This is a genomic window from Caldovatus sediminis, from assembly GCF_014644455.1.
Lineage (GTDB): Bacteria > Pseudomonadota > Alphaproteobacteria > Acetobacterales > Acetobacteraceae > Caldovatus > Caldovatus sediminis.
Genome location: NZ_BMKS01000008.1, coordinates 1 through 23802, shown reverse-complemented (window position 1 = coordinate 23802; position 23802 = coordinate 1). Strand labels below are relative to the sequence as shown.

Here is a 23802-nt window from a genome sequence, read left to right as displayed (position 1 = left end):
GGGCTAGATGTGGATCACCCGGCCATAGGCATCAAGCACCGCCTCGTGCATGGTTTCGCTGATGGTCGGGTGGGGGAAGACGGTCGCGATCAGCTCCGCCTCGGTCGCCTCCAGGGTGCGGGCGATGGCGTAGCCCTGGATCAGCTCCGTCACCTCGGCGCCGACCATGTGGGCGCCGAGCAGCTCGCCGGTCCGCGCGTCGAACACCGTCTTCACCAGGCCCTCCGGCTCGCCGAGCGCGATCGCCTTGCCGTTGCCGATGAAGGGGAAGCGGCCGATCCGCACCTCGTAGCCGGCCTCCTTCGCCGCCGCCTCGGTCAGGCCGACCGAGGCGACCTGCGGGCGGCAGTAGGTGCAGCCCGGGATGTTGCGGACGTCGAGCGGGTGCACGCCCTCGACCCCGGCGATCTTCTCCACGCAGAGCACGCCCTCGTGCGAGGCCTTGTGGGCGAGCCAGGGAGGCCCGCAGAGGTCGCCGATGGCGTAGACCCCCGGCTCCCCGGTGCGGCACCACTCGTCGGTCACGACATGGGTGCGGTCCACCTTCACGCCGGTGCCCTCGATGCCGATGTCCTCGACGTTGCCGACGATGCCCACCGCGGAGATCACCCGGTCCGCCGCGATCTCCTGCACCCTTCCGTCCGCCTCGACGATCGCGGTCACCTCGTCCGCGCCCTTGCGCACGCCCTGCACCTTCGCGCCGGTGAGGACCTTCATCCCCTGCTTCTCGAAGGCCTTGCGGACGAAGGCGCTGATCTCCGCGTCCTCCACCGGCAGGACGCGGTCGAGCACCTCGATCAGCGTCACCTCGCTGCCCATGTCGAGGTAGAAGGAGGCGAATTCGGACCCGATCGCGCCGGAGCCGATGACGATCAGCCGCCTCGGCAGCGCCGGCGGCACCATCGCCTCCCTGTAGGTCCAGATCAGCCTGCCGTCCGGCTCGATCCCCGGCAGCACGCGCGCGCGCGCCCCGGTCGCGAGGATGATGTGCGGCGCGGCGAGCTCCGCGACGGGCCTGCCGTCCTTGCTCACCGCGAGCTTCCCCTTCCCCGCGAGCCTGCCGTGCCCGTCGAGGACGGTGACCTTGTTCTTGCGCATGAGGAAGCGCACGCCGTCGCTGAGCTGCCTGGCGACGGCGCGCGAGCGCTGGATCACCTTGCCGAAGTCGTAGCGGACGTTGTCGGCCGCGAAGCCGTAGCGGTCGAGCGTGCGCAGCAGGTGGTTGATCTCGCTCGTGCGCAGCAGCGCCTTGGTCGGGATGCAGCCCCAGTTGAGGCAGATGCCGCCCAGGTGCTCGCGCTCGACCAGGGCGGTCCGCATGCCGAGCTGGGCGGCGCGGATCGCGGCGACGTAGCCGCCGGGCCCGCCGCCAAGCACGATCAGGTCGAAGCTCTGCTCGGCCATTCCTCCGGTCCCCTCAGGCGGCGGCCAGCGCGGCGAGCGCGGGGCCGCTCAGGCGTTGCAAGGTCCATCCCTCGCGCGGGCGCGCGCCGAGGGAACGATAGAACGCGATGGCGGGCGCGTTCCAGTCGAGCACCGACCACTCCATCCGTCCGCAGCCCGCCGCGAGGGCCCGCCGCGCCAGGTCGCGGAAGATCGCGCGCCCGATGCCGCGGCCGCGATGCGCCGGCTCGACGAACACGTCCTCGACGTAGAGCGAGGGCTTCGCGAGGAAGGTCGAGACCGCGTAGTACCACAGCGCGAAGCCGACCGGCGCGCCGCCGGATTCGGCGATCAGCGCCTCCGCGCGCGGCGGCGTGCCGAACAGCAGGCGGCGGAAGTCCTCCTCCGTGCCGACCGCCTCGTGCTCCAGCCGCTCATAGGCGGCGAGGGCGCGCACGAAGCGGGCGAGGAGCGGCGCGTCCCCCGGCGCCGCGTCGCGGAGCAGGAGCCCCGGCGGGGTCACAGCATCAGGCTCAGCGGGTCCTCCACCGTGCGCCGGAAGTCGGCGAGCCACTCCGCCGCCAGCGCGCCGTCCACCACGCGGTGGTCCACGCTGAGCGTGCAGGTCATCACCGTCGCGATCGCGAGCGCCCCGTCCTTCACCACCGCCCGCTTCTCGCCCGCGCCCACGGCGAGGATGGCGGCCTGCGGCGGGTTGATGACCGCGGCGAAGTCGCGCACGCCGTACATGCCCATGTTGGAGATGGAGAAGCCGCCGCCCTGGAACTCCTCCGGCTTCAGCTTGCCGGCCCGGGCGCGCTCGGCGAGGTCGCGCATCTCGTTGCTGATCGCGGCGAGGCCCTTCTGGTCGGCCTTGCGGATGATCGGCGTGATCAGCCCGTCCGGGATCGCCACGGCGACCGAGATGTCCACGTCGTGGTACCGGATGATCGCGTCCTCGGTCCAGGAGGCGTTGACGTTCGGGAAGCGCCGGAGCGTCACGGCCGCCGCCTTGATGATCAGGTCGTTGACCGAGAGCCGGAACGCGCCCGGCGCCCCCTCCTTCGGCGCGCGCGCGTTGAGGTCGGCGCGGAGCTTCAGCAGCGCGTCGAGCTCGACGTCCATCGAGACGTAGAAGTGGGGGATCGTCGCCTTCGACTCGGAGAGGCGGCGCGCGATCACCCTGCGCATCGTGCTGTGCGGCACGGCGGTGTGCGGCGCGGCGATCGGCGGCGGCGGGGCGGCCGGGCGGGCCGCGGCCGGCGCGGGCGCGGCGGGCGCCGGCGCGGCCACCGGCTGCGGCGCGCCGCGCGCGAGCGCCGCCTCGACGTCCGCCTTCACGATCCGCCCGCCCGGTCCGCTGCCCGCGATCCGCGACAGGTCGAGCCCCGCCTGCTGCGCCATGCGCCGCGCGAGCGGCGAGACGAAGAGGCGCTGCGCCGCCCTGTCCTGCCCGTTCCCGCGCGGAGGCGGTGCCGGCTGCGGAGCCGCGGCGGCGGGCGCGGCCGGCGCAGGGACCGCCGCTGCGGGCGCGGGCGCCGGCGCCGCCGCCGGGCCGCCCGGCACCGCCTCGCCCTCCTCGACCAGCACCGCGATCGGCTGGTTCACCTTCACCCCCTGGGTGCCGTCGGGGACGAGGATCCTGCCGAGGATCCCCTCGTCCACCGCCTCGACCTCCATGGTCGCCTTGTCGGTCTCGATCTCGGCGATCACCTCGCCGGCCTTGACCCGGTCGCCCTCCTTCTTGAGCCAGCGCGCCAGGTTGCCCTCCGTCATGGTCGGGCTCAGCGCCGGCATCAGGATGTTGGTCGCCATCTCGGTCCCGCTCCCCTTCGCGCGCCGGCCGGCGCCTACGACCTGTATGCCACGCGCTTCGCCGCCTCGACCACCTGCGCCGCGCTCGGCAGCGCCAGCTTCTCGAGGTTGGCGGCGTAGGGCATCGGGACGTCGAGGCCGGTGACGCGCACCGGCGGCGCGTCGAGCCAGTCGAAGGCGTGCTCGATCACCTGCATCGCCACCTCCGCGCCGATGCCGGCGAACGGCCAGCCCTCCTCGACGGTGACGAGGCGGTTGGTCTTGCGCACGCTGCGCACCACGGTCGCGATGTCGAGCGGGCGGAGCGTGCGCAGGTTGATCACCTCCGCCTCGATCCCCCCGCGCGCCAGCTCCTCCGCCGCCTGCATGGCGAGGCCGACGGCGATCGAGTGCGCGACCAGCGTCACGTCCCTGCCCTGGCGCTCCACCTTCGCCCTGCCGATCGGCAGGACGAAGTCCTCGGCGACCGGGCATTCGAAGGTGTGGCCGTAGAGGATCTCGTTCTCGAGGAAGATCACCGGGTTCGGGTCGCGGATCGCCGCCCGCAGCAGCCCCTTCGCGTCCGCCGAGGACCAGGGGGCGACCACCTTCAGCCCCGGGCAGTGCGCGTACCAGCTCGAGAAGTCCTGGCTGTGCTGCGCCGCCACGCGCGCCGCCGCGCCGTTCGGTCCCCGGAAGACGATCGGGCAGCGCACCTGGCCGCCGCTCATGTAGTGCGTCTTGGCGGCGCTGTTGATGATCTGGTCGATCGCCTGCATGGAGAAGTTGAAGGTCATGAACTCGACGATCGGCCTGAGGCCGGCGAAGGCGGCGCCGACCGCCATGCCGGTGAAGCCGTGCTCGGTGATCGGCGTGTCGATCACGCGCCGCGGGCCGAACTCGTCGAGGAGGCCCTGGCTCACCTTGTAGGCGCCCTGGTACTGCGCGACCTCCTCGCCCATCAGGAAGACGCGGTCGTCGGCGCGCATCTCCGCGGCCATGGCGTCGCGCAGCGCCTCGCGCACGGTGATGGGCCTGGTCGGGCCCCAGTCCTTCTCGGGCTCGGCCGCGGCGGCGGCCTCCGCGGCCGCCGCGGCGGGCCGCTCGGCCGCCCCGCGCGCGGCGGCCGCGGCGCGGTCCTCGGCCTTCGGCAGGGGCGCGGCGCGCTCGCGCTGTGCCGGCGCGGGTCCGGGCGCCGCCTGCGGCGCCCCGCCGCCGTTCAGCTCGGCGATCGGGGCGTTCACCGCGACGCCCTCCGTGCCCTCGGGCACCAGGATGCGGGTCAGGACCCCCTCGTCCACCGCCTCGACCTCCATGGTCGCCTTGTCGGTCTCGATCTCGGCGATCACCTCGCCGGCCTTGACCCGGTCGCCTTCCTTCTTGAGCCAGCGCGCGAGCTTGCCCTCGGTCATGGTGGGCGAGAGCGCGGGCATCAGGATCTGGGTCCCGGCCATGGCCTAGCGCCCCTCCCCCGCCTCCGCCTCGACCAGCACGTCGGTCCACAGCTCGCTCTCCGGCGGCTCCGGCGACTTCTGGGCGAAGTCCGCGGCGTCCTGGACGACCGCCTTCACCTCGTCGTCCACCTTCTTCAGCGCCGCCTCGTCCAGCCCCATCTCGAGCAGCCGCTTGCGCGCCGTCTCGATGCAGTCGCGCTGCTCGCGCATCTTCTGCACCTCCTCGCGCGTGCGGTACTTCGCCGGGTCCGACATGGAATGGCCGCGGTAGCGGTAGGTCTTCATCTCCAGGAGGTAGGGCCCGTTGCCGGCGCGGCAGTAGGCCACCGCGCGCTCGCCCGCCTCCTTCACGGCGATGACGTCCATGCCGTCCACCTGCTCGCCGGGGATGCCCCAGGGCGCGCCGTTCTTCGACAGGTCCTTCGAGGCGGAGGCGCGCTCGACGCTGGTGCCCATGCCGTACTTGTTGTTCTCGATGATGTAGACGACCGGCAGCTTGAACAGCGCGGCGAGGTTGAAGCTCTCGTACACCTGGCCCTGGTTGGAGGCGCCCTCGCCGAAATAGGTCAGGCAGACATGGTCGTTCCGCCGGTACCAGTTGGCGAAGGCGAGGCCGGTGCCGAGCGAGACCTGCGCCCCGACGATGCCGTGCCCGCCGTAGAAGCCCTTCTCGATGCTGAACATGTGCATCGAGCCGCCCTTGCCCTTGGAATAGCCCCCGATGCGCCCGGTCAGCTCGGCCATCACGCCGCGCGCCTCCATGCCGGTGGCGAGCATGTGGCCGTGGTCGCGGTAGCTGGTGATCACCTGGTCGCCGGGCCTGAGGCACATCTGCATGCCCACCACCACGGCCTCCTGGCCGATGTAGAGGTGGCAGAAGCCGCCGATCAGGCCCATGCCGTAGAGCTGGCCCGCCTTCTCCTCGAAGCGTCGGATCAGCAGCATGTCCCGGTAGGCGCGCAGGAGCTCGTCGCGGGTCATCGCGGGCGGCTCCTTGCCCTTGGCGGCGCGGCGCTTGGCGGCGGCGGTGGCGACCTCAGCCCCCTGGACCATCCGGCGTCTCCTCGTTGAGCGGCGGCCCCGGATCCGGGGCCGCGGAACCCGCACTTACGATCGCGCTCCCGACCGTGCAAGCGAGATGCGAACGAAAAACCCTTCTTTTGCAACGCAATAAGACACTTAACCGACTTTCGGTTAAGTGCGCTGGATCACCCGGGTCCGGGCACGACGGGCGGAAGGTCCACGGGATGGCGAAGCGGATGCCCGCGCCCGGCAAGAGGAGCCCCCGTGGCCCGGCCGGCCGGCGCGCCGCCCACTCCCCGCTGCTCGCCGTGCTCCGGTTCGGGCACGGCTTTCCGCGGAGCGTCACCGGACACCGCTGCGGCGGGCGCTCGGCCGGATCGGCACCCCCGTCCATCCGACGGTCGGCCCGATGGCCCGCCGCCGTCATGACGCTCGCGCGATGCTCGCCTCGTCTCCGCCGCGGCCACCGCCCTGTCCGCCCCCGCCGGCAACGGCGCGGCTAGTACAGCCGCTGCCCCGGCGCGTAGGGCATGACCAGCTCCTCGCGCGCCACCAGGTTCAGCAGCGCCCGCGCCCGCTCGTCGAGCTGGTCGCGGTCGAGCACCTCGCCGCGCAGGCCGGCGACGCGCCGCTCCATCGCGTCGCGTTCCGCCTCGGCCCGGGCGAGTTCCGCCCGCGCGGCCGCGATCTCCTGCGCGCGCTGCTCGCGCGCGAGGAGGCCCCGGGGCCCGTGGACGGAATGCCAGAGGAAATATCCGCAGACGGCACCGAACAGCACGGGAAGCAGCGCCTCGCGGGCGCGCCGCCTCATCCCCCGCCCGAACGCGGCTAGCCGACCCGACATCGCGGAAGACCCCCTCCTGCGCGCGTCTCGAACGGTGCGCGCGTCGCGAACGGAATGATACGCGCGGCGGCGCTTCTTGGCGAGCGCCAAGTCCCGGTCCGGCGCGCGGCTCAGCGGCGCAGCGCGCCCCGCCCGGCGTAGCGCGCGGCGACCCCGAGCCCCTGCTCGATGCGGATGAGCTGGTTGTACTTCGCCAGCCGGTCCGAGCGGCTGAGCGAGCCGGTCTTGATCTGCCCGCAATTGGTCGCGACGGCGAGGTCGGCGATGGTCGCGTCCTCCGTCTCGCCGCTGCGGTGGCTCATCACCGCCCGGTAGCCGGCCCGGTGCGCGGTCTCGACCGCCTCCAGCGTCTCGGTCAGGGTGCCGATCTGGTTGACCTTGACCAGGATGGCGTTCGCCACCCCCCGCTCGATGCCGAGCCGCAGCCGCTCCGGACTGGTCACGAAGAGGTCGTCCCCGACGAGCTGGACCCTGGCGCCGAGCCGGTCGGTGAGCAGCCTCCAGCCCTCCCAGTCGTCCTCCGCGCAGCCGTCCTCGATCGAGACGATCGGCCACCGGTCGCAGAGCGCGGCCAGGTAGTCCACCATCCCGCCGGCGTCGAGCGTCCGGCCCTCGCCCTCCATCGCGTACCTGCCGTCCCGGAAGAACTCGGTCGCGGCGCAGTCGAGGGCGAAGACCACCTCCTCGCCCGGGCGGTGCCCCGCCGCCTCGCAGGCCCTGGCGATGAAGCCGAGCGCCTCGTCGGCGCTCCGGAGGTTCGGCGCGAAGCCGCCCTCGTCGCCCACGTTCGTGCTGTGGCCGGCCTCGTGCAGCGCCTTCCGCAGCGCCGCGAACACCTCGGCGCCGATCCGCACCGCGTCCGCCATCGTGCCCGCGGCGACGGGCAGGATCATGAACTCCTGGATGTCGATCGGGTTGTCCGCGTGCCTGCCGCCGTTGACGATGTTCATCATCGGCACCGGCAGGGTGCGCGCGAACACCCCCCCGACATGCCGGTAGAGCGGCACGCCGAGATGCGCCGCCGCCGCCCTCGCCACGGCGAGGCTCACCGCGAGGATCGCGTTGGCGCCGAGGCGCGCCTTGTTCGGCGTGCCGTCGAGCTCGATCATCGCCTCGTCGATCGCGACCTGCGCGGTCGCGTCCATGCCGCCGATGGCGTCGAAGATCTCGCCCTCGACGGCGGCGACCGCCTTGCGCACGCCCTTGCCGCCGTAGCGCGCGCGGTCGCCGTCGCGCAGCTCCACCGCCTCGTGCGCGCCGGTCGAGGCGCCGGAAGGCACGATGGCGCGGCCGGTCGCCCCGGAATCCAGCACCACCTCCGCCTCCACGGTCGGGTTGCCGCGCGAATCGAGGACCTCGCGCGCGACGATGTCGGCGATGGCGGCGGACGAAGCGGTCATGGATTCCTCCGGGCGAGCCCCTGCCGAGCCGCCCGCCGGTCTTGGGGCGGGCGACGCGATGCGCGCGATAGGCCCCCGCCGCGGCGACGGCAAGGGGAACGGACGTCACGCCGCGCGGACGGCCGGCGTTCCGCCCAGGGAAAGGCTCACTCCGCCGCGGCGCGTTCCGGCGCCCACTCCGCCTCCTCCAGACGGTCCACGGCGGCGGAGAAGGCCGCGACGCGCTGCGCGGCCGCGACCGGGTCGGCCGAGGCGAGCGCGGCGTGCGCGGCCGGCAGCGCCGAGAGCATCCCGACCGCCGCGGCCAGCACCGCGTCGGGCGGCAGTTCCGCCTCGGCGCGCATCGCGCTGTGGTACAGGGCGTAGCGGCCCAGGACGCCGAGGGAGGAATCGCGCCGCGCCGCGGCCAGCAGCGCCGCCTGCGCGCGCATCGCCTCTTCCCGCTCGGCCGCGAGCCGCGCGCGCAGGCCGCTCTGCGGATCCGCCCCGATCACCGCGCGCAGGAGCACCGTCAGCGCCTCGACCGCCGGCTGACGCTCGGAGACGTAGTCCGCGAAATCGGCGCCCTCGGCCGGCGGGACGGCGAGGGCGGCGACGGCGGCCAGCCCCGCCTCCCGCTCGGCGGCCGTCAGTGGCAGGCGACGACGCAGCGCCGCCTCGTAGCGGGCGAGGCCCTGCTCGGCCTCGCGCCGCAGCTGCGCCGGATCCGGATCCGGCAGTCCGGGCGGCAACTCCCCGGCGAGGCCGGCGAGACGACGGCCGTGAAGGACGAGCGCGTCGAAGGCCGGCGCGAGCACATCGCCCGCTGCCATCGCGGCGGTGCCGTTCGCGGCGACGGCGGCCGCCCGCCCCGACGGCGGGACGCGGCCGCCGGTGGCGTAGGCGATCGCCGCCGCCTCGCGGCGGTTGCGTTGCGCGAACTCGCCGATCCGGCCGATCGTGCGCTCGACCGCCGCGTCGGCGTCGGCGAGGTCCGCCGCCAGCTGCACCGCCGCTGCGGGGACCGAGTCCGCGACCCCGGCCTGCCCGGTCCCGCCGCCGGGCGCGGCGCAGCCGGCGCCCATGAGGGCACCGGCGAGGACGAGGATCGGACCGAACCGGCGGTACCTTTGCCAGCGGGGCATGTCGTGGCCTCCTGCAACCTGTCGGGTGGCAAGCTAGGCGCGGCCACGGCGCCGGCAAAGCCATCGCGACGGTCACGTCTCGGTCGGGCCGGCGGCGACCGGGCCCGGCCCGCCGGCCCTCGCTCAGCCGCCGCCGTCCCGCGCCGCCGCCTTCGCTACCGCATCGAACGCCTTGAGCCGCGCCATCAGCGCCGGCATCGCGCGCAGCGGGATCATGTTCGGCCCGTCGGAGGGCGCGCGGTCCGGATCGGGATGGGTCTCGATGAACACCGCCGCGACACCGACCGCGACGGCGGCGCGCGCGAGGACGGGCGCGAACTCGCGCTGCCCGCCGCTCGAGCTCCCCTGCCCCCCCGGCTGCTGCACCGCGTGCGTCGCGTCGAACACCACCGGGTAGCCGGTTGCCGCCATGATCGGCAGCGCGCGCATGTCCGCGACCAGCGTGTTGTAGCCGAAGCTCGCGCCGCGCTCGCAGAGCAGGATGTTCCGGTTGCCGGTGCTCGCGATCTTCGCCGCGACGTTCGGCATGTCCCAGGGCGCGAGGAACTGCCCCTTCTTGACGTTGACCGGCCTGCCGGTGCGCCCCGCGGCGAGGAGCAGGTCGGTCTGGCGGCAGAGGAAGGCCGGGATCTGCAGGCAGTCCACCGCCTCCGCCGCCGGCGCGCACTGCTCCGGCGCGTGCACGTCGGTGAGCACGGGCAGGCCCGTGCGCTCCCGCACCTCGGCGAGGATGGCGAGGCCCTCGGCCATGCCGATGCCGCGCGCCGCGTCCACGCTGGTGCGGTTCGCCTTGTCGAAGGAGGACTTGTAGACCAGCGGCACGCCCGCGGCCCGCGCCATCTCGGCGAGCGCCGCCGCCACCTCCAGCGCGTGCGCGCGGCTCTCGATCTGGCAGGGGCCGCAGATGAACGCGAGCGGGCGGTCGTTGGCGATCGCGACGCCGCCGATGCGGACGGTGCGCGCCATCAGACGAGCCGCGCCTGGCGCACCGCCGCGCCGATGAAGCCGGCGAACAGCGGGTGCGGGTCGAAGGGCTTGGACTTCAGCTCCGGATGGAACTGCACGCCGATGAACCAGGGATGGTCGGGATACTCGATGATCTCCGGCAACTGCCCGTCGGGCGACATGCCGGAGAAGCGCAGCCCCGCCTCCTCCAGCCGCTCCCGGTAGCGGATGTTCACCTCGTAGCGGTGGCGGTGCCGCTCCCGGATCTCCGCGGCGCCGCCATAGACCTCGCGCACCAGCGAGCCCTCGGCGAGCCGCGCCGGATAGGCGCCGAGGCGCATCGTGCCGCCGAGTTCGCCGCCCGCGCTGCGGCGCTCGACCTCATTGCCGCGCAGCCATTCGGTGAGCAGGCCGACGACCGGATCCTCGCAAGGTCCGAACTCGGTGCTGCTTGCCCCCTTGAGGCCGGCCAGGTTGCGCGCCGCCTCGATCACCGCCATCTGCATGCCGAAGCAGATGCCGAGGAAGGGCACCTTGCGCTCGCGCGCGAAGCGCACCGCCTCGATCTTGCCGGCGCTGCCGCGCTCGCCGAAGCCGCCGGGGACGAGGATGCCGTGCACGCCCTCGAGCCGCGCCACCGCGTTCTCCTCCCCGCCCTCGAAGATCTGGCTGTCCACCCAGTCGAGGTTGACCCGGACCTTGTGGGCGATGCCGCCGTGGACCAGCGCCTCGGCCAGGGATTTGTAGGCGTCGAGCAGGTTGGTGTACTTGCCGACCACGGCGATCGTCACCTCGCCCTCCGGCGCGCGGATCGCCTGGACGATGCGCTCCCAGCGGCGCATGTCGGGCTGGCCGTAGATGGACAGGCCGAAGTGCCGCAGCACCTCGCGGTCCAGGCCCTCGTTGTGGTAGCTGATCGGCACCTCGTAGATCGTCTTCGCGTCGAGGGCCGGGATCACGCTCTCCGGCCGGACGTTGCAGAACAGCGCGATCTTGCGCCGCTCGTTCTCCGGGATCGGGCGGTCGCAGCGGCAGAGCAGAATCTGCGGCTGGATGCCGACGCTCAGCAGCTCCTTCACGCTGTGCTGGGTGGGCTTGGTCTTCAGCTCGCCCGCGCTCGGGATGTAGGGCACGAGGGTGAGGTGGACGAAAAGGCTCCGCTGCTGGCCGACCTCGTTGCCGAGCTGGCGGATCGCCTCCAGGAACGGCAGCGATTCGATGTCGCCGACGGTGCCGCCGATCTCGACGATGACGAAGTCGTAGCCCTCGGTCTCCGCCTGGATCACCTCCTTGATCTTGTCGGTGATGTGCGGAATGACCTGCACCGTGCCGCCGAGATAGTCGCCGCGGCGCTCCGCCGCGATCACGTCGGCGTAGATCCGCCCCGTCGTCCAGTTGTCGGCGCGCGTGGCGTGCACGCCCGTGAATCGCTCGTAATGGCCGAGGTCGAGGTCGGTCTCCGCCCCGTCATCGGTGACGAAGACCTCGCCGTGCTGGTAGGGGCTCATCGTCCCCGGGTCCACGTTCAGGTAGGGATCGAGCTTGCGCAGCCGGACCTTGTAGCCGCGCGCCTGCAGCAGCGCGCCGAGGGAGGCCGCCGCGATACCTTTGCCGAGGGAGGAGACCACGCCGCCGGTGATGAAGACGAACCGCGTCATGGGCGGCCTCCATAGCGCGCCGCCCGAGTCCGCGTCACCTCCGCCGGACGGGAAGCGGCATTGCACGGCACGGGGGGCGGCGCCGCGGGGCGCAGCCCGGTCAGTTGGTCGGCACCGCGGGCGGCTGGGGCGCTGCCGGAAGGGCGGGCGCGGCCGGCGCCGGCGGCGGCGCGTCGAGGATCGAGCGCGGCTGGCCGCCACTGCCGCGGTGGATCAATGCCAGGGCGATGGACAAGGCCATGAAGATCACGGCCAGGATCGCCGTGGTCCGTGTCAGCAGGTTCGCCGTCCCGCGCCCGGTCATGAACGCGCCCATCCCCTGCGAGGAGCCGATCCCGAGGCCCCCGCCCTCGCTGCGCTGGAGCAGCACCACGCCGATCAGCGCGAGGGTGACGAACAGGTGGAGTATGAGCAGGACGGTGGACATCGCGGGGCTTCCCTCGGGCGGCGCGCTTTTATCCGCTGCCGTCCCGCGAGGCTAGCCTTCCGTCCCGGCCGCTCCCGCGGGGCGGGAGGCTTCGCCATGCCCCAGGCGCTCGGCGGCCGCCACCAGGACGGAACGCCGCCCGGACCGGCGCGATGGCCAGCGGCACGGCGAGCGCCCGCGGCAGCCCGCGGGGGGCCCTGCCGTCGGTTCCGGTTCGGCCTGCCGCGCCACGGCCGGCGCCCCGCTGCCGCCCCGCGCGGCAGCGGCGTCGGGCGCGGGCCGGAACACGGGACACGACGGCCATGGTCGCCCTGGCGATCCCATCCGGGCGAGGCGGGCAGCGGCACGCAGGATCTCGGAACCTCACGATGGCGCGAGATATCTGTATATCTTGTTCGATCAACGCGCGCCAGCTTTATGGCGCGATCATGGCGACCGCGGCGAATTCGCGTCGCGGGACGCTCGCCCTGCGGCCCCGCCTGCCTACAGCGGCCAGAACGCCAGGATCGCCGGCACGCCGATCGCCAGCACGATCACCTCGAGCGGCAGGCCGAGCCGCCAGTAATCCCCGAAGCGGAACCCGCCGGGCCCAAGGATGAGCGTGCTGTTCTGGTGCCCGATCGGGGTGAGGAAGGCGCACGAGGCCCCCACCGCCACCGCCATCAGGAACGGGTCAGCCGCCACGCCGAGCTGCTTGGCCGTGCCGAGCGCGATCGGGCACATCACCGCCGCCGTCCCGGCGTTGTTCATGAAATCCGACAGCGTCATGGTGACGACCATGACCAGGGCGAGCGCCGCCACCGGCCCCAGTTCCCGCACCGGCGCGATCAGCGCGCTCGCCACCAGGTCCGCGGCTCCGGTGCCGGCGATGGCGTCGGCGACCGGGAGGAGCGCGGCCAGCAGCACCACGACCGGCCAGTCCACCGCATCGTAGAGCCGGCGCGCCGGCAGCAGACCGAGCACCGGCACCGCCAGCACCCCTGCGGCGAAGGCGACCGCCGCCGGGACCAGGCCCAAGGCCGCCCCCCCGACCGCCATCGCCATCACGACCCCGGCGAGGAGCGCCTTGTGCGGCGCCGGCAGGCGCAGCGCGCGCTGGGCCAGCGGCACCAGGCCGAAACGCTGCGCGAACTCGGCCATCGCGTCCGGCGCGCCCTGCAGCAGCACCAGGTCGCCCTCCCGCAGGGCGAGGCTGCGCAGCCGGCCGGTGGTGCGGACCCCGCCGCGGGAGACGGCCAGGAGGTTGATCGCGAACCGGCTGCGCAGGCGGATGTCGCTCGCCGACCGCCCGGCGATCTCGGCCCGAGGCCGCACGGCGAACTCCGCCAGCACCACCTCGTCCGACTGCAGCGCCGCCGCGCCGCGGGGTCCGCCCGTCCGCCCCGCCCCCTCGGCCGGCTCGCGCACATCCGCCTCCAGCCGCAGCCCTAGCTCCGACAAAGCGGTAGCGAGCGCCTCGGGCTCGGCCTCGATGAGCAGGATGTCGCCGGCGCGCACCTCGCGCGACGGGTGGGGGGCGGGGATGCGGCGCTCGTCCCGGATCAGGCCGAGCACCTGCGCGTCGCTTTCCCCCAGCGCGTCCTCGACGGCGCCGAGCGACATGCCGGCGGCCTTGGCCCCCTCCGGCACGCGCGCCTCCGTGATGTAGGGGCCGGCGGCGAAATCCTCGGGGCTGCCGACCGGGCGGGAGGGCACGAGGCGCCACCCCCCGAGCGCGATGAAGGCGAGGCCGCCGAGCGCCACCGCGGCCCCCACAGGCGCGAAGTCGAACATCGCGAAGCCGCCGCCTCCCTCCTGCCCTCGGAACCCCGAGACGATGAGGTTCGGCGGCGTCCCGATCAGCGTCGTCATGCCGCCGAGGATCGAGCCGAAGGCGACCGGCATGAGCAGCCGGCCCGGCGGCATGTCCAGCCGGCCCGCGGCATGGACGGCGACCGGCATGAGCAGCGCCAGCGCCCCCACGTTGTTCATGAACCCCGACAGCACCGCGGCCAGACCGCCGACCGCCGCGATCGTCAGCGTCGGCCCCGCCGCCCGCGGCACCGCCAGGCGCGCGAGCGCGTCCACCGTACCGGCGGCCTGCAGGGCGGCGCTCAGGACCAGCACGCAGGCGACGGTGACGACGGCGGGATGGCCGAAGCCCGCGAAGGCCCCGGCCGGCGGCACGAGCCCGGCGGCGACCGACGCCAGCAGCGCGCCCATCGCCACCAGGTCGTGCCGCCAGCGGCCCCAGACGAACATCGCCACCGTGGCGGCGAGGATGGCGAGGATGGTGAGCTGCGGCGCGGTCATCATGTCGTCCCGTCCTGCTCGCTTATCGGCAGGCGCCGCGCAGGGACAGCCCCGCGGTGGCCGGGGCCGTCGGCCCGGCTCGCACGGCGCCGCGGCGGGCTTGCGCCCTTTCCGCGCCGATGCCACGTCCGGGCCATGCCGACGCTAAAGGCCCGGCCCCGTTGCGCTTGCCCCGCCGGGGCGCGCCTCCGTCCGGTCGCGGGGCCGGCGCGCGTGCGACGAGGCTCTGCGCCTGCCCTCGCCCTCCTCGCCATGCTGGCGTCGGGCGCGGCGTGCGCCACGGGCGATGCGGCGCCGCCGGCTTCTCCCGAGGCAGCCTGCGCCCGGCTGGCGGCGACGCGCACCGACCTCCTCGGCCGCCCCTGGGAGACGGCAAGGGGGCGGCTGGCACCGCCCGCCCGCGGCCGCCTCCGCGTCCTCCGGCCCGGCGAGGCGGCGACGATGGAGTTCGACCCGCGTCGCCTCAACGTCCATCTGGACCGGGACGGGCGCGTGATCCGCCTTTCCTGCGGCTAGCCTCCGCCAGCGCCTGCCGCCGGCGAGGAGGGCGCGCCGCCGTCCGGGCGGCCTCGTCCGCGCCGGCCCAGGGCGCGCTATCCCGTCATCATCAGGCGGGGGAGGAAGAGGATCAGTTCGGGGAACGCGATGAACACGCCGACGGTGAGGAGGTCGGCGACGACGAAGGGCCAGACGCCGCGGAAGATCTCCTGCAGCGGGATGTCGGGACGGACGCCCGCGACCACGAAGCAGTTCAGCCCGATCGGCGGCGTGATCAGGCCGATCTCGACCATCTTGACCACGATGATTCCGAACCAGATCGGATCGTAGCCGAGCGCCACCACCGCGGGAAAGACCACCGGCAGGGTCAGCAGCAGCATGCCGATGCCGTTCATGAACATGCCGAGGACCATGTAGCCGGCGAGGATCATCAGCAGCGTCATCAGCGGCGACAGCGGCAGCGCCACGATCCACTCCGAGAACGCGCCCGGCAGCCCGGCGAAGGCGAGGAAGCGGACGAAGATCAGCACGCCCCAGATGATCGAGAAGATCATCACCGTGAGCCTCGCCGTCTCGAGCAGGGCGCGCCACAGGTTGCGCGCGGTCAGCCCGCCGCGCATCAGCGCCATGACGAACACCACGAAGGAGCCGAGCGCGCCGACCTCGGTCGGCGTCGCCCAGCCCGTGTACATGCCGCCCATGACGATGGCGACCACCACCAGGATCGGCAGGATCTCCGGCAGCGTGCGCAGGCGCTCGTCCCAGCCGATGTCGGTGATCGGGCGGCCGAGGGCGGGGTTGAACCGGAACCGCAGGAGCAGCAGCCCGGCGTAGATCAGGGCCGAGATGATGCCGGGGATGAAGCCGGCGAGGAGCAGCGCGCCGATCGACTGCTCGACGATGATGCCGTAGACGACGAGGATGGCGCTCGGCGGGATCAGCGTGGCCAGCGTGCCGCCGGCGGCGACGACAGCGGCCGCGAGGCGCGGGTGGTAGTCGTAGCGCAGCAGCTCCGGGATCGCGACGCGGGCGAACACCGCCGAGGTCGCCGTCGAGGCGCCGGAGACCGCGGCGAAGCCCGCCGTGGCGAAGATCGTGCCGATCGCGAGCCCGCCCGGCATCCACCCCATCCAGGCGCGCGCGCAGCGGTAGGCGCCCTGGATGATCCCCGCGAAATGCGCGAGGAAGCCGATCAGGATGAACAGCGGCAGCACGCTCAGCGCGTAGGAGGTGGTCTGCTGGTGCGGCACGATGCCGGAGATGCCGGCCGCCACGTCCCAGTTGCGCAGCGCGGCGAGGCCGACCAGCCCGACCAGCCCCGCGGCGACGAAGATCCGCACGCCCATCAGGATCAGCACGCTGAGCGCGACGAGACCGATCACGCCGTAGGTGACGGGTTCCAGGTCGAATTCCATAGGCTCGCTCGCTCCCTCCCGGCGTGTGCCTGCTCAGTCCACGGCTTCCCGCGTGGGATCGGGGGGCATGGGCACGGCGATGGCCGGGCGCGCCGGATGGACGATGAGGCGAAGCCACGCCGCGATCTCGACGACGAGGCGCAGCCACAGCACGCCGAGACCGACCGGAACCGCCAGCTTGGAGGGCCAGGTCGGCATCCCGGTGTTCATCGTCGAGTCGCCGATCTGATAGGCGTTGAGGAAGTACTGCCACGTCCCCGGCAGGATCAGGGTGACGAAGACGAAGGCGGCGCCGGTCGCGGCCAGCTCCGCGGTCCAGCGCGCCCGCCCCGGCAGGCGACGGACCGCGAGATCCATGCGCACGTGCGACGCCTTGCGCCAGCAATAGGAGATGCAGAGCACCGTGAAGGAGATCATGGTCAACTCGACCATGTCGAGGTGTCCGTAGATCGGCGCATTGAACAGGCCGCGCCCGAGGATCTCGAGCACGCCGGCCAGCATCAGGGCGAAGATCACGATCGCGGCGATCGCGGCGCACGCCAGCTCGACTGCCATCAGTCCGCGGTCGGCGAGTGAGAGCGCACGGGTGCCCGGGCCGTCATGCATGGCGGTCTCGCTCATCGGTGGGCTCAGCGACGCGGACGACCGGCGCGGCCGCCCGCGCCCTCGCCGCGCTCAGGCGGACGCGCGCGCGCTCAGCGCTGCGCCTGCTGCGAGTATTCGCGCGCCTTGTTCAGCACCAGGTCGAGCAGCTCGCGCCCCGGCACGCCCTGGCGCTCCATGTTCCGGACCCACTCGTCCCAGACCGGTTGCCCGCCAACCCGCCGGATCTCGTCCAGCACATCCTGGCCGTAGGTGATCTCGCGCAGGCCGGCTTGGCGCCATGCCGCCAGGTCGCGCTGCTCGGCTGCGGTCTGGGCCTCGACCAACGCCTCGAATGCCTTTTCCTTGCCCTCCTCGATCAGCTGCCGGTACTGGGGCGGAAGGCGGTTGAGGGCGTTGAGGTTCACCACCGACGGGCAGTTGTTCGCCCCCGGCGCAAGGTTGGTGGTGTACCAGCTCGAGATCTCGTTGATCCGGTACGCCGCGAAGGAATAGGTAAAGGGGAAGGCCACGGCATCGATGATGCCGCGCTCGAGCGCGTTGTACACCTCGGTCGCCTGCATCGTCGTCGGTACGGCGCCGAGCCGGCGCAGCGCCTCGCCGGTGCCGCCCAGCGCGCGGATGCGGCGGCCGCGGAAGTCCTCCAGCCGCTCGATCGGGCGGCCGCGGCCCATCAGCTCCGACTGCGGCTGCAGGATCGAGAGCACCAGCCCCGCGTTCCAGCGGCGGAACTCCTCGACGATGTAGGGGTGGTTGTACACCGCCATGTGCACCCGCCAGTGCACGCGCCGGTCGGAGAGGGGCAGGAAGGGCAGGTCAAGGACGGTAAGGCCCGGGTTCTTCCCCGGATGATAGGAGGTGCAGATCGTCGCCATCTGGAAGGCGCCGAGCTTGATGTTGTCGAGGTTGTCCGGCCCGGCGGAGAGCGCGCCGCCATAGTGGATGCGAATGGTGAAGCGCCCCCCCGTGCGCTCCTGCACGTGCCGCGCCAGGGCCTCGATCCCGGCGCTGGCCACGCGCGGTGGGCCCCAGATGGAATAGTCCCAGCTCACTCGCGGGCCCTCCACCGTCGCCTGCTGCGCGGCCGCCGAGGTGTTCCAGGCAACACAGAACGCCGCCGCTCCGAGCGTGGCGGTCAGGATCCCGGCCGTCTTCGCCATGACGCCCCCTCCTCGCTATGTTCTTGTGCTGCCGCCCACTATGCGGCGGTCCGCGAACCTCCGCAACCGGATCGAGCGTCCGCGTCTGCCGCCGTCGCGCTCACGCCGACGCGGTCGAGCGCGCGACCCGCTCCTGTCGCCGGCGAGGGACGACCGGGGCCGGCGCGGACCGGGTGCATGCCGCGTCGGCGGCATCGCCCCATGCGCCGACACAGCGGCCGGGCCTCGCGACGCGCCGCGTCGCGTCGGGCGGCGGCCCGTCGCCGGTCCCGACGCTTGCGGCGCGCGGGCCGGCAGGGTGTGCTAGCGTCCTGCGGCGATCACCAGCCCGGCACGGGACGGGGCCGGCGCCGGCCGCCCTCAGGCATCGTCGGCCGCACCGCGCCCGGATCGGCCCGCAACGCGAGAGGGACGGCCATGGCCAGCGACGACGCACCCATCGCCCTGCGCATGGCGGAGCGGATCTGCGCCTATTCGCGGCGCGACCTGACGCCGGGCGCGCTCGGCCGGGCGTGCGCCGCCATCGCCGACACCATCGGCGTCGCCCTCGCCGGGCTGCCGGAGGACTGCACGCAGGTCCTGCTGCGCACGCCAGGCGTGGCCGTCGCGCCGGGCCGTGCGCTGATCTTCGGCACGGCGCGGCGCACCGCGCCGCTCGATGCCGCGCTGGTCAACGGGACGGCGAGCCACGCGCTGGACTACGACGACTTCAGCAGCGACATGGGCGGCCACCAGTCGGTGCCGCTGGTCGCGCCGCTCTTCGCCCTGGCGGAGGAGCGCGGCGCCTCGGGCGAACGGCTGGTGCTCGCCTACGTGATCGGGATCGAGGCGATGATCCGCCTCGCCCGGGCGGTCAATTTCGTCCACTACGACAAGGGCTGGCACCCGACCGCGACGCTCGGCGTGTTCGGCGCGGCCGCGGCCTGCGCGCACCTGCTCGGCCTCGACGCGCGGCGGACCGCCACGGCGCTCGCGCTCGCCGCGTCGATGGCCTCGGGCCTGAAGGCGAATTTCGGAACCATGACGAAGCCCTTCCACGTCGGGCATTGCGGCCGCAACGGCCTGCTCGCCGCGCTGATGGCCGAGCAGGGCTTCGAGGCGCGGCTCGGCGCGCTGGAGCACCCGCAGGGATTCCTCGACGTGTTCAACGGCCCCGGCCTGCACGACGCCGCGCGCATCTTCGCCGGCTGGGGCGATCCGTGGGAGATCGAGGCGCCGGGCATCGCCCTCAAGCAGTTCCCCTGCTGCGGCAGCACCCACCCCGCGATCGCGATGATGCTGCGCCTCGCGCGCGAGGAGCGCCTCGCCGCCGGCGACGTGGCGCGGATCGAGATCCTCGTGCACCCCCGGCGCCTGCCGCACACGGACAACCCCTGGCCGAGGACGCCGCTCGAGGCGAAGTTCAGCATCCAGTACGCGGTGGTGCGCGCGCTTCTTTCCGGCACGCCGCGGCTCGCGCATTTCGAGGGCGAGGCGGCGCTCGAGCCCGAGGTGAGGCGGCTGCTCGCCCTCACCACGGCCGCGCCGCACCCCGACATGCCGGCCGACGGGCCGAACCATTGGGGCGCGGAGGTCGTCGTCACGCTGCGCGATGGCCGGCGCCTCTCGCGCCGCGTGGCGCAGCTCGTCGGGCGCGGCGGCGACGACCCGATGTCGCGCGAGGAGCTGTGGGCGAAGTTCCGCGACTGCGCCGAGCGGGGCGCGTTGCCGGCCGCGAATGTCGCCCCCCTCTTCGACCGGCTGCTCGCCCTCGCGGAGGCCGCCGACGTCAGGGACGTCACGCGGCTGCTCGAGCGCCCGGCGCCGCCCCGGACCGACGCGCGCGTGCCCGCGCCGCCCCTCGCAAGGCCGGAACGCGACGGGTCGCGGCCGGAGGCGATCCCGCGCCACTGACCGCGCGCCGGCCGGCGGGACCGCCCGATGCTCCGCCGCCGCGGCGGCGGTGGAGGGCGGGCCCGACGGTTCGCCGTTCCGGCCGGCCGCGCCTTGACCGCCGGCGCGCCGCCGCTGCACAGCGAGGAGGCGGAACCGGAGGCCACCATGACCCGTCGCGAACCGAATCCCATCCGCTCCGACATCGCCTGGAGCACACGCGACCGCATCACGGTGCGCGGCCGCGACCTGCCGGGGCAGATCCTCGGCCACATGAACCTCGGCGACTTCGCCTTCCTCCAGCTCACCGGCCGGGAGGCGACGCCGCAGCAGTCGGCGGTGTTCAACGCCATGGTCATCACCCTCGTCGAGCACGGCATGACGCCGAGCGCGATCGCGGCGCGGATGACCTACGCCGGGGCGCCGGAGGCGCTGCAGGCGGCAGTCGCGGCGGGCCTCTGCGGCCTCGGCTCGGTGTTCGTCGGCAGCATGGAGGACGCGGCGCGCCTGCTCTCCGAGGCGCTCCCGCCCGGCCAGGACCATTCCGGCGCCGACCTCCAGGCAATCGCGCGCGACAAGGTCGCCGCCTATCGCCAGGCCGGGCGCATCCTCCCCGGGATCGGGCATCCGATCCACAAGCCGGTCGATCCGCGCGCCCCGCGGCTGTTCGAGATCGCCGCGGAGAACGGCATGGCCGGCCCCTATGTCGCGCTGATGCAGGCGATCGCCGCGGAGGCCGAGCGCGTCTACGGACGGTCGCTGCCGGTCAACGCCACCGGCGCGATCGGCGCGATCTGCTGCGAGTTCGGCTTCCCCTGGCGGATCGTGCGCGGCTTCGGCGTGATGGCGCGCGCCATCGGCCTCGTCGGCCATCTCCTGGAGGAAGGCGAGCGGCCGATGGCGCGCGAGATCTGGCTGCGCGTCGAGGACGAGGCGAGCGCGCACCTGCGGCCGGAGTGACCTCCCGGCCGCTGCCGTCCGGTCCGACGCCCCGCTGGGTCGCGCCCGGGGCGGCGCGCGCCGGGCGACCGGCGCCCGCGGCATCCGGCCGGGGGGACGGGGGCGACGGGCGCCCCCGCCGTCCGCGACGCGGGCACCCGGCCGCGGCACATCTCACTCGCCCGGTCACTCGCCCGGCCGGCGCCCCGCCGGCCGGATCTCGCCGGCCACCCGCCGCCGCCGCGGGTCGACCAGCACCACCAGCCCCTCGCCGTCCGGCCGCTCCAGCCAGATCGCGAGGTGGTCGCCGGCCGCCGCGATCCCGGCGATCCGCGCCCCCGCCGGCTGATCCAGCGCCAGCGTCGGCGCCGGCGCCCCGGCCCCGTCGCCGAGGCGCTGGACGATCGCCACCACGAGCGTCACGGTGCCGGCGACGATCAGCGCCCCCATCACCACGACCAGCCACTTGAGCGCGCGCAACGACACGACCCCACCGCCCTCCGCCGAGACCATCGCGCTCACCGCCCCGGCGGACGCCGCCGGCGAACGGACCGACCGCTTTCTCGCCGACGCGATAGGCTCGCTCTCGCGCTCGCGCGTCAAGGCGCTGATCGAGGCCGGCCAGGTGCGGCGCGACGGCGCGCCGCTGGCCGATCCGGCCCAGCCGGTGCGCGCCGGCGCGCGCTACGAGGTCCGCCTGCCCCCGCCCGAGCCGGCCGCACCCCTGGCGCAGGCCATGCCGCTCGCCATCCTGTTCGAGGACGCCGACCTGATCGTGCTCGACAAGCCGGCGGGCCTCGTGGTCCATCCCGGACCCGGCAACCCCGCCGGCACACTGGTCAACGCCCTGCTCGCCCATGCCGGTGCCGAGCTCACCGGCATCGGCGGCGAGATGCGGCCGGGCATCGTGCATCGGCTGGACAAGGACACCTCCGGCCTCATGGTCGTCGCCAAGTCGGAGAGGGCGCACCAGGCGCTGAGCGAGGCCTTCGCCAGCCGCAGGGAGGATCTGGAGCGCGCCTACCTCGCCCTGGTCTGGGGGCTGCCCGCCCCGCCTGCCGGCGCGATCGAGGCCCCGATCGGCCGCCACCCCGCCGACCGGAAGCGCATGGCAGTGGTGCCGGCGGGGCGCGGCAAACCCGCCCTCACCCGTTACGTGACCGAGCGCACGTTCGGCACCGCCTGCGCCCTGCTGCGGTGCCGCCTGGCGACCGGCCGGACCCACCAGATCCGCGTCCACCTCGCGCACATGGGACATCCCGTGGTCGGCGATCCGCTCTACTGTCGCCGCGTCCCGGCAGCCGCGCGCGCGCTGCCGGAGCCGCTGCGGGCCGCGCTCCTCGCCTTCCCGCGCCAGGCGCTGCACGCGGCGACCCTGGGCTTCCGCCACCCCGTGACCGGCGCGGCGCTGCGTTTCGAGTCGCCCCTGCCGGCCGACATGGCGGAACTCCTGCACCGCCTGTCGGGTTACGCAGGCAGCGGGTAACGGAGAGTAACCGAGCGCCGAACTCGGTTTTTCTTGCCAGGCGCGGCACGAACGAGTAAGAATCGCCCGTCGAATGGCGCCGGGTGCCTTGAACAATCCGTGGCTGAACTCGCCCCGTCGTGACCGGGGCGTGGCCGGCACGGGCGGGCCCGGAAGGCGTTCGACGCATTCCGATCGTACGCCGGCCAGGGGCCCCGCCGTCACGGGGCGGTCCCACCGGCCAGGAGGCAGTGACAACATGGCTTCCAGCTCGGTCATCCCGGTGGCGCCGGAAGGGAACCTCGCGCGGTATCTCCAGGAGATCCGCAAGTTCCCGATGCTGACTCCGGAAGAGGAATACGCGCTCGCCAAGCGCTGGAAGGAGCATGGCGACGTCGAGGCGGCGCACAAGCTGGTCACCTCGCACCTGCGCCTCGTCGCGAAGATCGCGATGGGCTATCGCGGCTATGGCCTGCCGCTCGGCGAGCTGATCTCCGAGGGCAATGTCGGCATGATGCAGGCGGTGAAGCGGTTCGACCCGGACCGCGGCTTCCGCCTCGCCACCTACGCCATGTGGTGGATCCGGGCCGCGATCCAGGAATACATCCTGCACTCCTGGTCGCTGGTGAAGATGGGCACCACCGCGGCGCAGAAGAAGTTGTTCTTCAACCTGCGCCGCCTGAAGGGCCAGATGTCGGCGCTGGAGGAGGGCGACCTCAAGCCGGAGCAGGTGGCGAAGATCGCCAGGACGCTGCAGGTGCCGGAGCAGGACGTGGTCTCGATGAACCGCCGTCTGGCCGCGCAGGACCACTCGCTGAACGCGCCGGTGCGCGCCGAGAGCGAGGGCGAGTGGCAGGACTGGCTGGTGGACGAGAGCGAGAGCCAGGAGGAGGAACTCGCCGAGCGCGAGGACATGTCCAACCGCCGGCAGCTGCTCAACGAGGCGCTGAAGACGCTCAACGACCGCGAGCGCCACATCCTGATCGAGCGGCGCCTGAAGGACGAGCCCACCACGCTCGAGGAGCTTTCCCAGCAGTACGGCATCAGCCGCGAGCGGGTGCGCCAGATCGAGGTGCGCGCCTTCGAGAAGCTGCAGAAGAGCATGAAGCAGCAGATCGCGGAGCGCCGGCTGTCCGTCGGCTGACGCGGGCGTCCACCCTGCGGGATGCAGGCGCCGGCGCATCCGGCGCCTGATCCGTTCGGAGGCTTGCGGATGCCGCGCCCCGGTCCCCGAGGGAGGCGGATCCGCCGGCTCCCGCGACGGCCTCCGCCGGCCCGCCGATGGGCGGCGGCGTCATGCCCCTCCCCCTCCGGCGGCTGCCACCAACGCCTTGCGCTCCGCATCCGGGGAGGCCCGGCCACGCCGCGGCTCCACCCTTCGCGAGCGGCGCTGGCGCGGGCGGCTCCGGCGTCGCGACAGCCTCCCCTCATACGCACGGCACCTGAGTCTGACTCGTGGGGGATTCCGGCTTGGCTGTGATGGTGATTCGCTGTCTTCGCTGAGGA

21 protein-coding genes are annotated in these 23802 nt (G+C 73.5%); 5 read left to right on the top strand and 16 right to left on the bottom strand.

Annotated elements, in window-relative coordinates; translation table 11 throughout:
- Positions 1-3: 3 nt before the first annotated feature.
- From lpdA to IEX99_RS13550, 12 genes are all read right to left on the bottom strand, one after another.
- The gene (gene lpdA / locus IEX99_RS13605) at positions 4-1404 is read right to left on the bottom strand and encodes a dihydrolipoyl dehydrogenase (RefSeq protein ID WP_188901160.1); all 1401 of its coding nucleotides are present in this window, start codon (positions 1402-1404) and stop codon (positions 4-6) included.
- A gap of 13 nt (positions 1405-1417) precedes the next feature.
- Positions 1418-1906, bottom strand: coding sequence for a GNAT family N-acetyltransferase (locus tag IEX99_RS13600; RefSeq protein ID WP_229678021.1), 489 nt, complete (start codon positions 1904-1906; stop codon positions 1418-1420).
- Positions 1903-3198: a pyruvate dehydrogenase complex dihydrolipoamide acetyltransferase gene (locus tag IEX99_RS13595; protein ID WP_188901158.1), complete on the bottom strand. Its 1296-nt coding sequence runs from the start codon at positions 3196-3198 to the stop codon at positions 1903-1905. The genes IEX99_RS13600 and IEX99_RS13595 overlap by 4 nt, the downstream gene beginning before the upstream one ends.
- A gap of 35 nt (positions 3199-3233) precedes the next feature.
- A complete protein-coding gene (locus IEX99_RS13590) occupies positions 3234-4631 on the bottom strand; it encodes a pyruvate dehydrogenase complex E1 component subunit beta (RefSeq protein WP_188901156.1) in 1398 nt (465 codons plus the stop codon).
- Between the two features lie 3 nt (positions 4632-4634).
- Positions 4635-5612, bottom strand: a complete 978-nt coding sequence (gene pdhA, locus IEX99_RS13585; RefSeq protein ID WP_229678041.1) for a pyruvate dehydrogenase (acetyl-transferring) E1 component subunit alpha — start codon at positions 5610-5612, stop codon at positions 4635-4637.
- Positions 5613-6153: 541 nt separating this feature from the next.
- A complete protein-coding gene (locus IEX99_RS13580; protein WP_188901152.1) occupies positions 6154-6465 on the bottom strand; it encodes an FtsB family cell division protein in 312 nt (103 codons plus the stop codon).
- 143 nt (positions 6466-6608) lie between these two features.
- Entirely contained in the window at positions 6609-7898 is a 1290-nt protein-coding gene (gene eno, locus IEX99_RS13575; RefSeq protein ID WP_188901150.1) for a phosphopyruvate hydratase, read from the bottom strand.
- Positions 7899-8044: 146 nt separating this feature from the next.
- The gene (locus tag IEX99_RS13570; protein ID WP_188901148.1) at positions 8045-9022 is read right to left on the bottom strand and encodes a hypothetical protein; all 978 of its coding nucleotides are present in this window, start codon (positions 9020-9022) and stop codon (positions 8045-8047) included.
- 123 nt (positions 9023-9145) lie between these two features.
- Positions 9146-9988, bottom strand: coding sequence for a 3-deoxy-8-phosphooctulonate synthase (gene kdsA, locus IEX99_RS13565; RefSeq protein ID WP_188901146.1), 843 nt, complete (start codon positions 9986-9988; stop codon positions 9146-9148).
- Positions 9988-11625, bottom strand: coding sequence for a CTP synthase (locus IEX99_RS13560; RefSeq protein WP_188901144.1), 1638 nt, complete (start codon positions 11623-11625; stop codon positions 9988-9990). Before IEX99_RS13560 ends, kdsA begins: the two co-directional genes overlap by 1 nt.
- Before the next feature lie 100 nt (positions 11626-11725).
- Positions 11726-12052, bottom strand: a complete 327-nt coding sequence (gene secG, locus IEX99_RS13555) for a preprotein translocase subunit SecG (RefSeq protein WP_188901141.1) — start codon at positions 12050-12052, stop codon at positions 11726-11728.
- 483 nt (positions 12053-12535) lie between these two features.
- Positions 12536-14347: an SLC13 family permease gene (locus IEX99_RS13550; RefSeq protein WP_229678020.1), complete on the bottom strand. Its 1812-nt coding sequence runs from the start codon at positions 14345-14347 to the stop codon at positions 12536-12538.
- Between the two features lie 210 nt (positions 14348-14557).
- On the opposite strand from IEX99_RS13550, the gene IEX99_RS13545 reads away from it, so the two are divergent.
- A complete protein-coding gene (locus IEX99_RS13545) occupies positions 14558-14860 on the top strand; it encodes an I78 family peptidase inhibitor (protein WP_188901139.1) in 303 nt (100 codons plus the stop codon).
- Positions 14861-14937: 77 nt separating this feature from the next.
- On the opposite strand, the gene IEX99_RS13540 is transcribed toward IEX99_RS13545, so the two are convergent.
- From IEX99_RS13540 to dctP, 3 genes are all read right to left on the bottom strand, one after another.
- Positions 14938-16257, bottom strand: a complete 1320-nt coding sequence (locus IEX99_RS13540; RefSeq protein ID WP_188901137.1) for a TRAP transporter large permease — start codon at positions 16255-16257, stop codon at positions 14938-14940.
- A 33-nt stretch (positions 16258-16290) separates the two neighbouring features.
- On the bottom strand, positions 16291-16878 hold the full coding sequence (locus IEX99_RS13535) for a TRAP transporter small permease (RefSeq protein ID WP_188901135.1): 588 nt from the start codon (positions 16876-16878) through the stop codon (positions 16291-16293).
- Positions 16879-16952: 74 nt separating this feature from the next.
- Positions 16953-18020, bottom strand: a complete 1068-nt coding sequence (gene dctP / locus IEX99_RS13530) for a TRAP transporter substrate-binding protein DctP (protein WP_188901133.1) — start codon at positions 18018-18020, stop codon at positions 16953-16955.
- A gap of 417 nt (positions 18021-18437) precedes the next feature.
- Here dctP and IEX99_RS13525 point away from each other — a divergent pair, with 417 nt between their 5' ends.
- Together IEX99_RS13525 and IEX99_RS13520 are read left to right on the top strand one after the other, a co-directional pair.
- A complete protein-coding gene (locus IEX99_RS13525) occupies positions 18438-19913 on the top strand; it encodes an MmgE/PrpD family protein (RefSeq protein ID WP_188901131.1) in 1476 nt (491 codons plus the stop codon).
- A gap of 147 nt (positions 19914-20060) precedes the next feature.
- On the top strand, positions 20061-20852 hold the full coding sequence (locus IEX99_RS13520; RefSeq protein WP_188901129.1) for a citryl-CoA lyase: 792 nt from the start codon (positions 20061-20063) through the stop codon (positions 20850-20852).
- Positions 20853-21017: 165 nt separating this feature from the next.
- Here IEX99_RS13520 and IEX99_RS13515 read toward each other — a convergent pair whose 3' ends face one another.
- Positions 21018-21317: a DUF6476 family protein gene (locus tag IEX99_RS13515; RefSeq protein ID WP_229678019.1), complete on the bottom strand. Its 300-nt coding sequence runs from the start codon at positions 21315-21317 to the stop codon at positions 21018-21020.
- On the opposite strand from IEX99_RS13515, the gene IEX99_RS13510 reads away from it, so the two are divergent.
- Together IEX99_RS13510 and rpoH are read left to right on the top strand one after the other, a co-directional pair.
- Complete coding sequence (locus tag IEX99_RS13510) at positions 21298-22317, top strand: RluA family pseudouridine synthase (protein WP_188901127.1); 1020 nt, start codon at positions 21298-21300, stop codon at positions 22315-22317. The two genes, IEX99_RS13515 and IEX99_RS13510, sit on opposite strands and share 20 nt — an antisense overlap.
- A 238-nt stretch (positions 22318-22555) precedes the next feature.
- Positions 22556-23440, top strand: coding sequence for an RNA polymerase sigma factor RpoH (rpoH, locus tag IEX99_RS13505; RefSeq protein WP_188901125.1), 885 nt, complete (start codon positions 22556-22558; stop codon positions 23438-23440).
- Positions 23441-23802: the final 362 nt, after the last annotated feature.

Coding starts and splice junctions, on each gene's coding strand:
- lpdA (WP_188901160.1), bottom strand. CDS start 1,404: ATGGCCGAGCAGAGCTTCGACCTGATCGTGCTTGGCGGCGGGCCCGGC.
- IEX99_RS13595 (WP_188901158.1), bottom strand. CDS start 3,198: ATGGCGACCAACATCCTGATGCCGGCGCTGAGCCCGACCATGACGGAG.
- IEX99_RS13590 (WP_188901156.1), bottom strand. CDS start 4,631: ATGGCCGGGACCCAGATCCTGATGCCCGCGCTCTCGCCCACCATGACC.
- pdhA (WP_229678041.1), bottom strand. CDS start 5,612: ATGACCCGCGACGAGCTCCTGCGCGCCTACCGGGACATGCTGCTGATC.
- IEX99_RS13580 (WP_188901152.1), bottom strand. CDS start 6,465: ATGAGGCGGCGCGCCCGCGAGGCGCTGCTTCCCGTGCTGTTCGGTGCC.
- eno (WP_188901150.1), bottom strand. CDS start 7,898: ATGACCGCTTCGTCCGCCGCCATCGCCGACATCGTCGCGCGCGAGGTC.
- IEX99_RS13570 (WP_188901148.1), bottom strand. CDS start 9,022: ATGCCCCGCTGGCAAAGGTACCGCCGGTTCGGTCCGATCCTCGTCCTC.
- kdsA (WP_188901146.1), bottom strand. CDS start 9,988: ATGGCGCGCACCGTCCGCATCGGCGGCGTCGCGATCGCCAACGACCGC.
- IEX99_RS13560 (WP_188901144.1), bottom strand. CDS start 11,625: ATGACGCGGTTCGTCTTCATCACCGGCGGCGTGGTCTCCTCCCTCGGC.
- secG (WP_188901141.1), bottom strand. CDS start 12,052: ATGTCCACCGTCCTGCTCATACTCCACCTGTTCGTCACCCTCGCGCTG.
- IEX99_RS13550 (WP_229678020.1), bottom strand. CDS start 14,347: ATGATGACCGCGCCGCAGCTCACCATCCTCGCCATCCTCGCCGCCACG.
- IEX99_RS13540 (WP_188901137.1), bottom strand. CDS start 16,257: ATGGAATTCGACCTGGAACCCGTCACCTACGGCGTGATCGGTCTCGTC.
- IEX99_RS13535 (WP_188901135.1), bottom strand. CDS start 16,878: ATGAGCGAGACCGCCATGCATGACGGCCCGGGCACCCGTGCGCTCTCA.
- dctP (WP_188901133.1), bottom strand. CDS start 18,020: ATGGCGAAGACGGCCGGGATCCTGACCGCCACGCTCGGAGCGGCGGCG.
- IEX99_RS13525 (WP_188901131.1), top strand. CDS start 18,438: ATGGCCAGCGACGACGCACCCATCGCCCTGCGCATGGCGGAGCGGATC.
- IEX99_RS13520 (WP_188901129.1), top strand. CDS start 20,061: ATGACCCGTCGCGAACCGAATCCCATCCGCTCCGACATCGCCTGGAGC.
- rpoH (WP_188901125.1), top strand. CDS start 22,556: ATGGCTTCCAGCTCGGTCATCCCGGTGGCGCCGGAAGGGAACCTCGCG.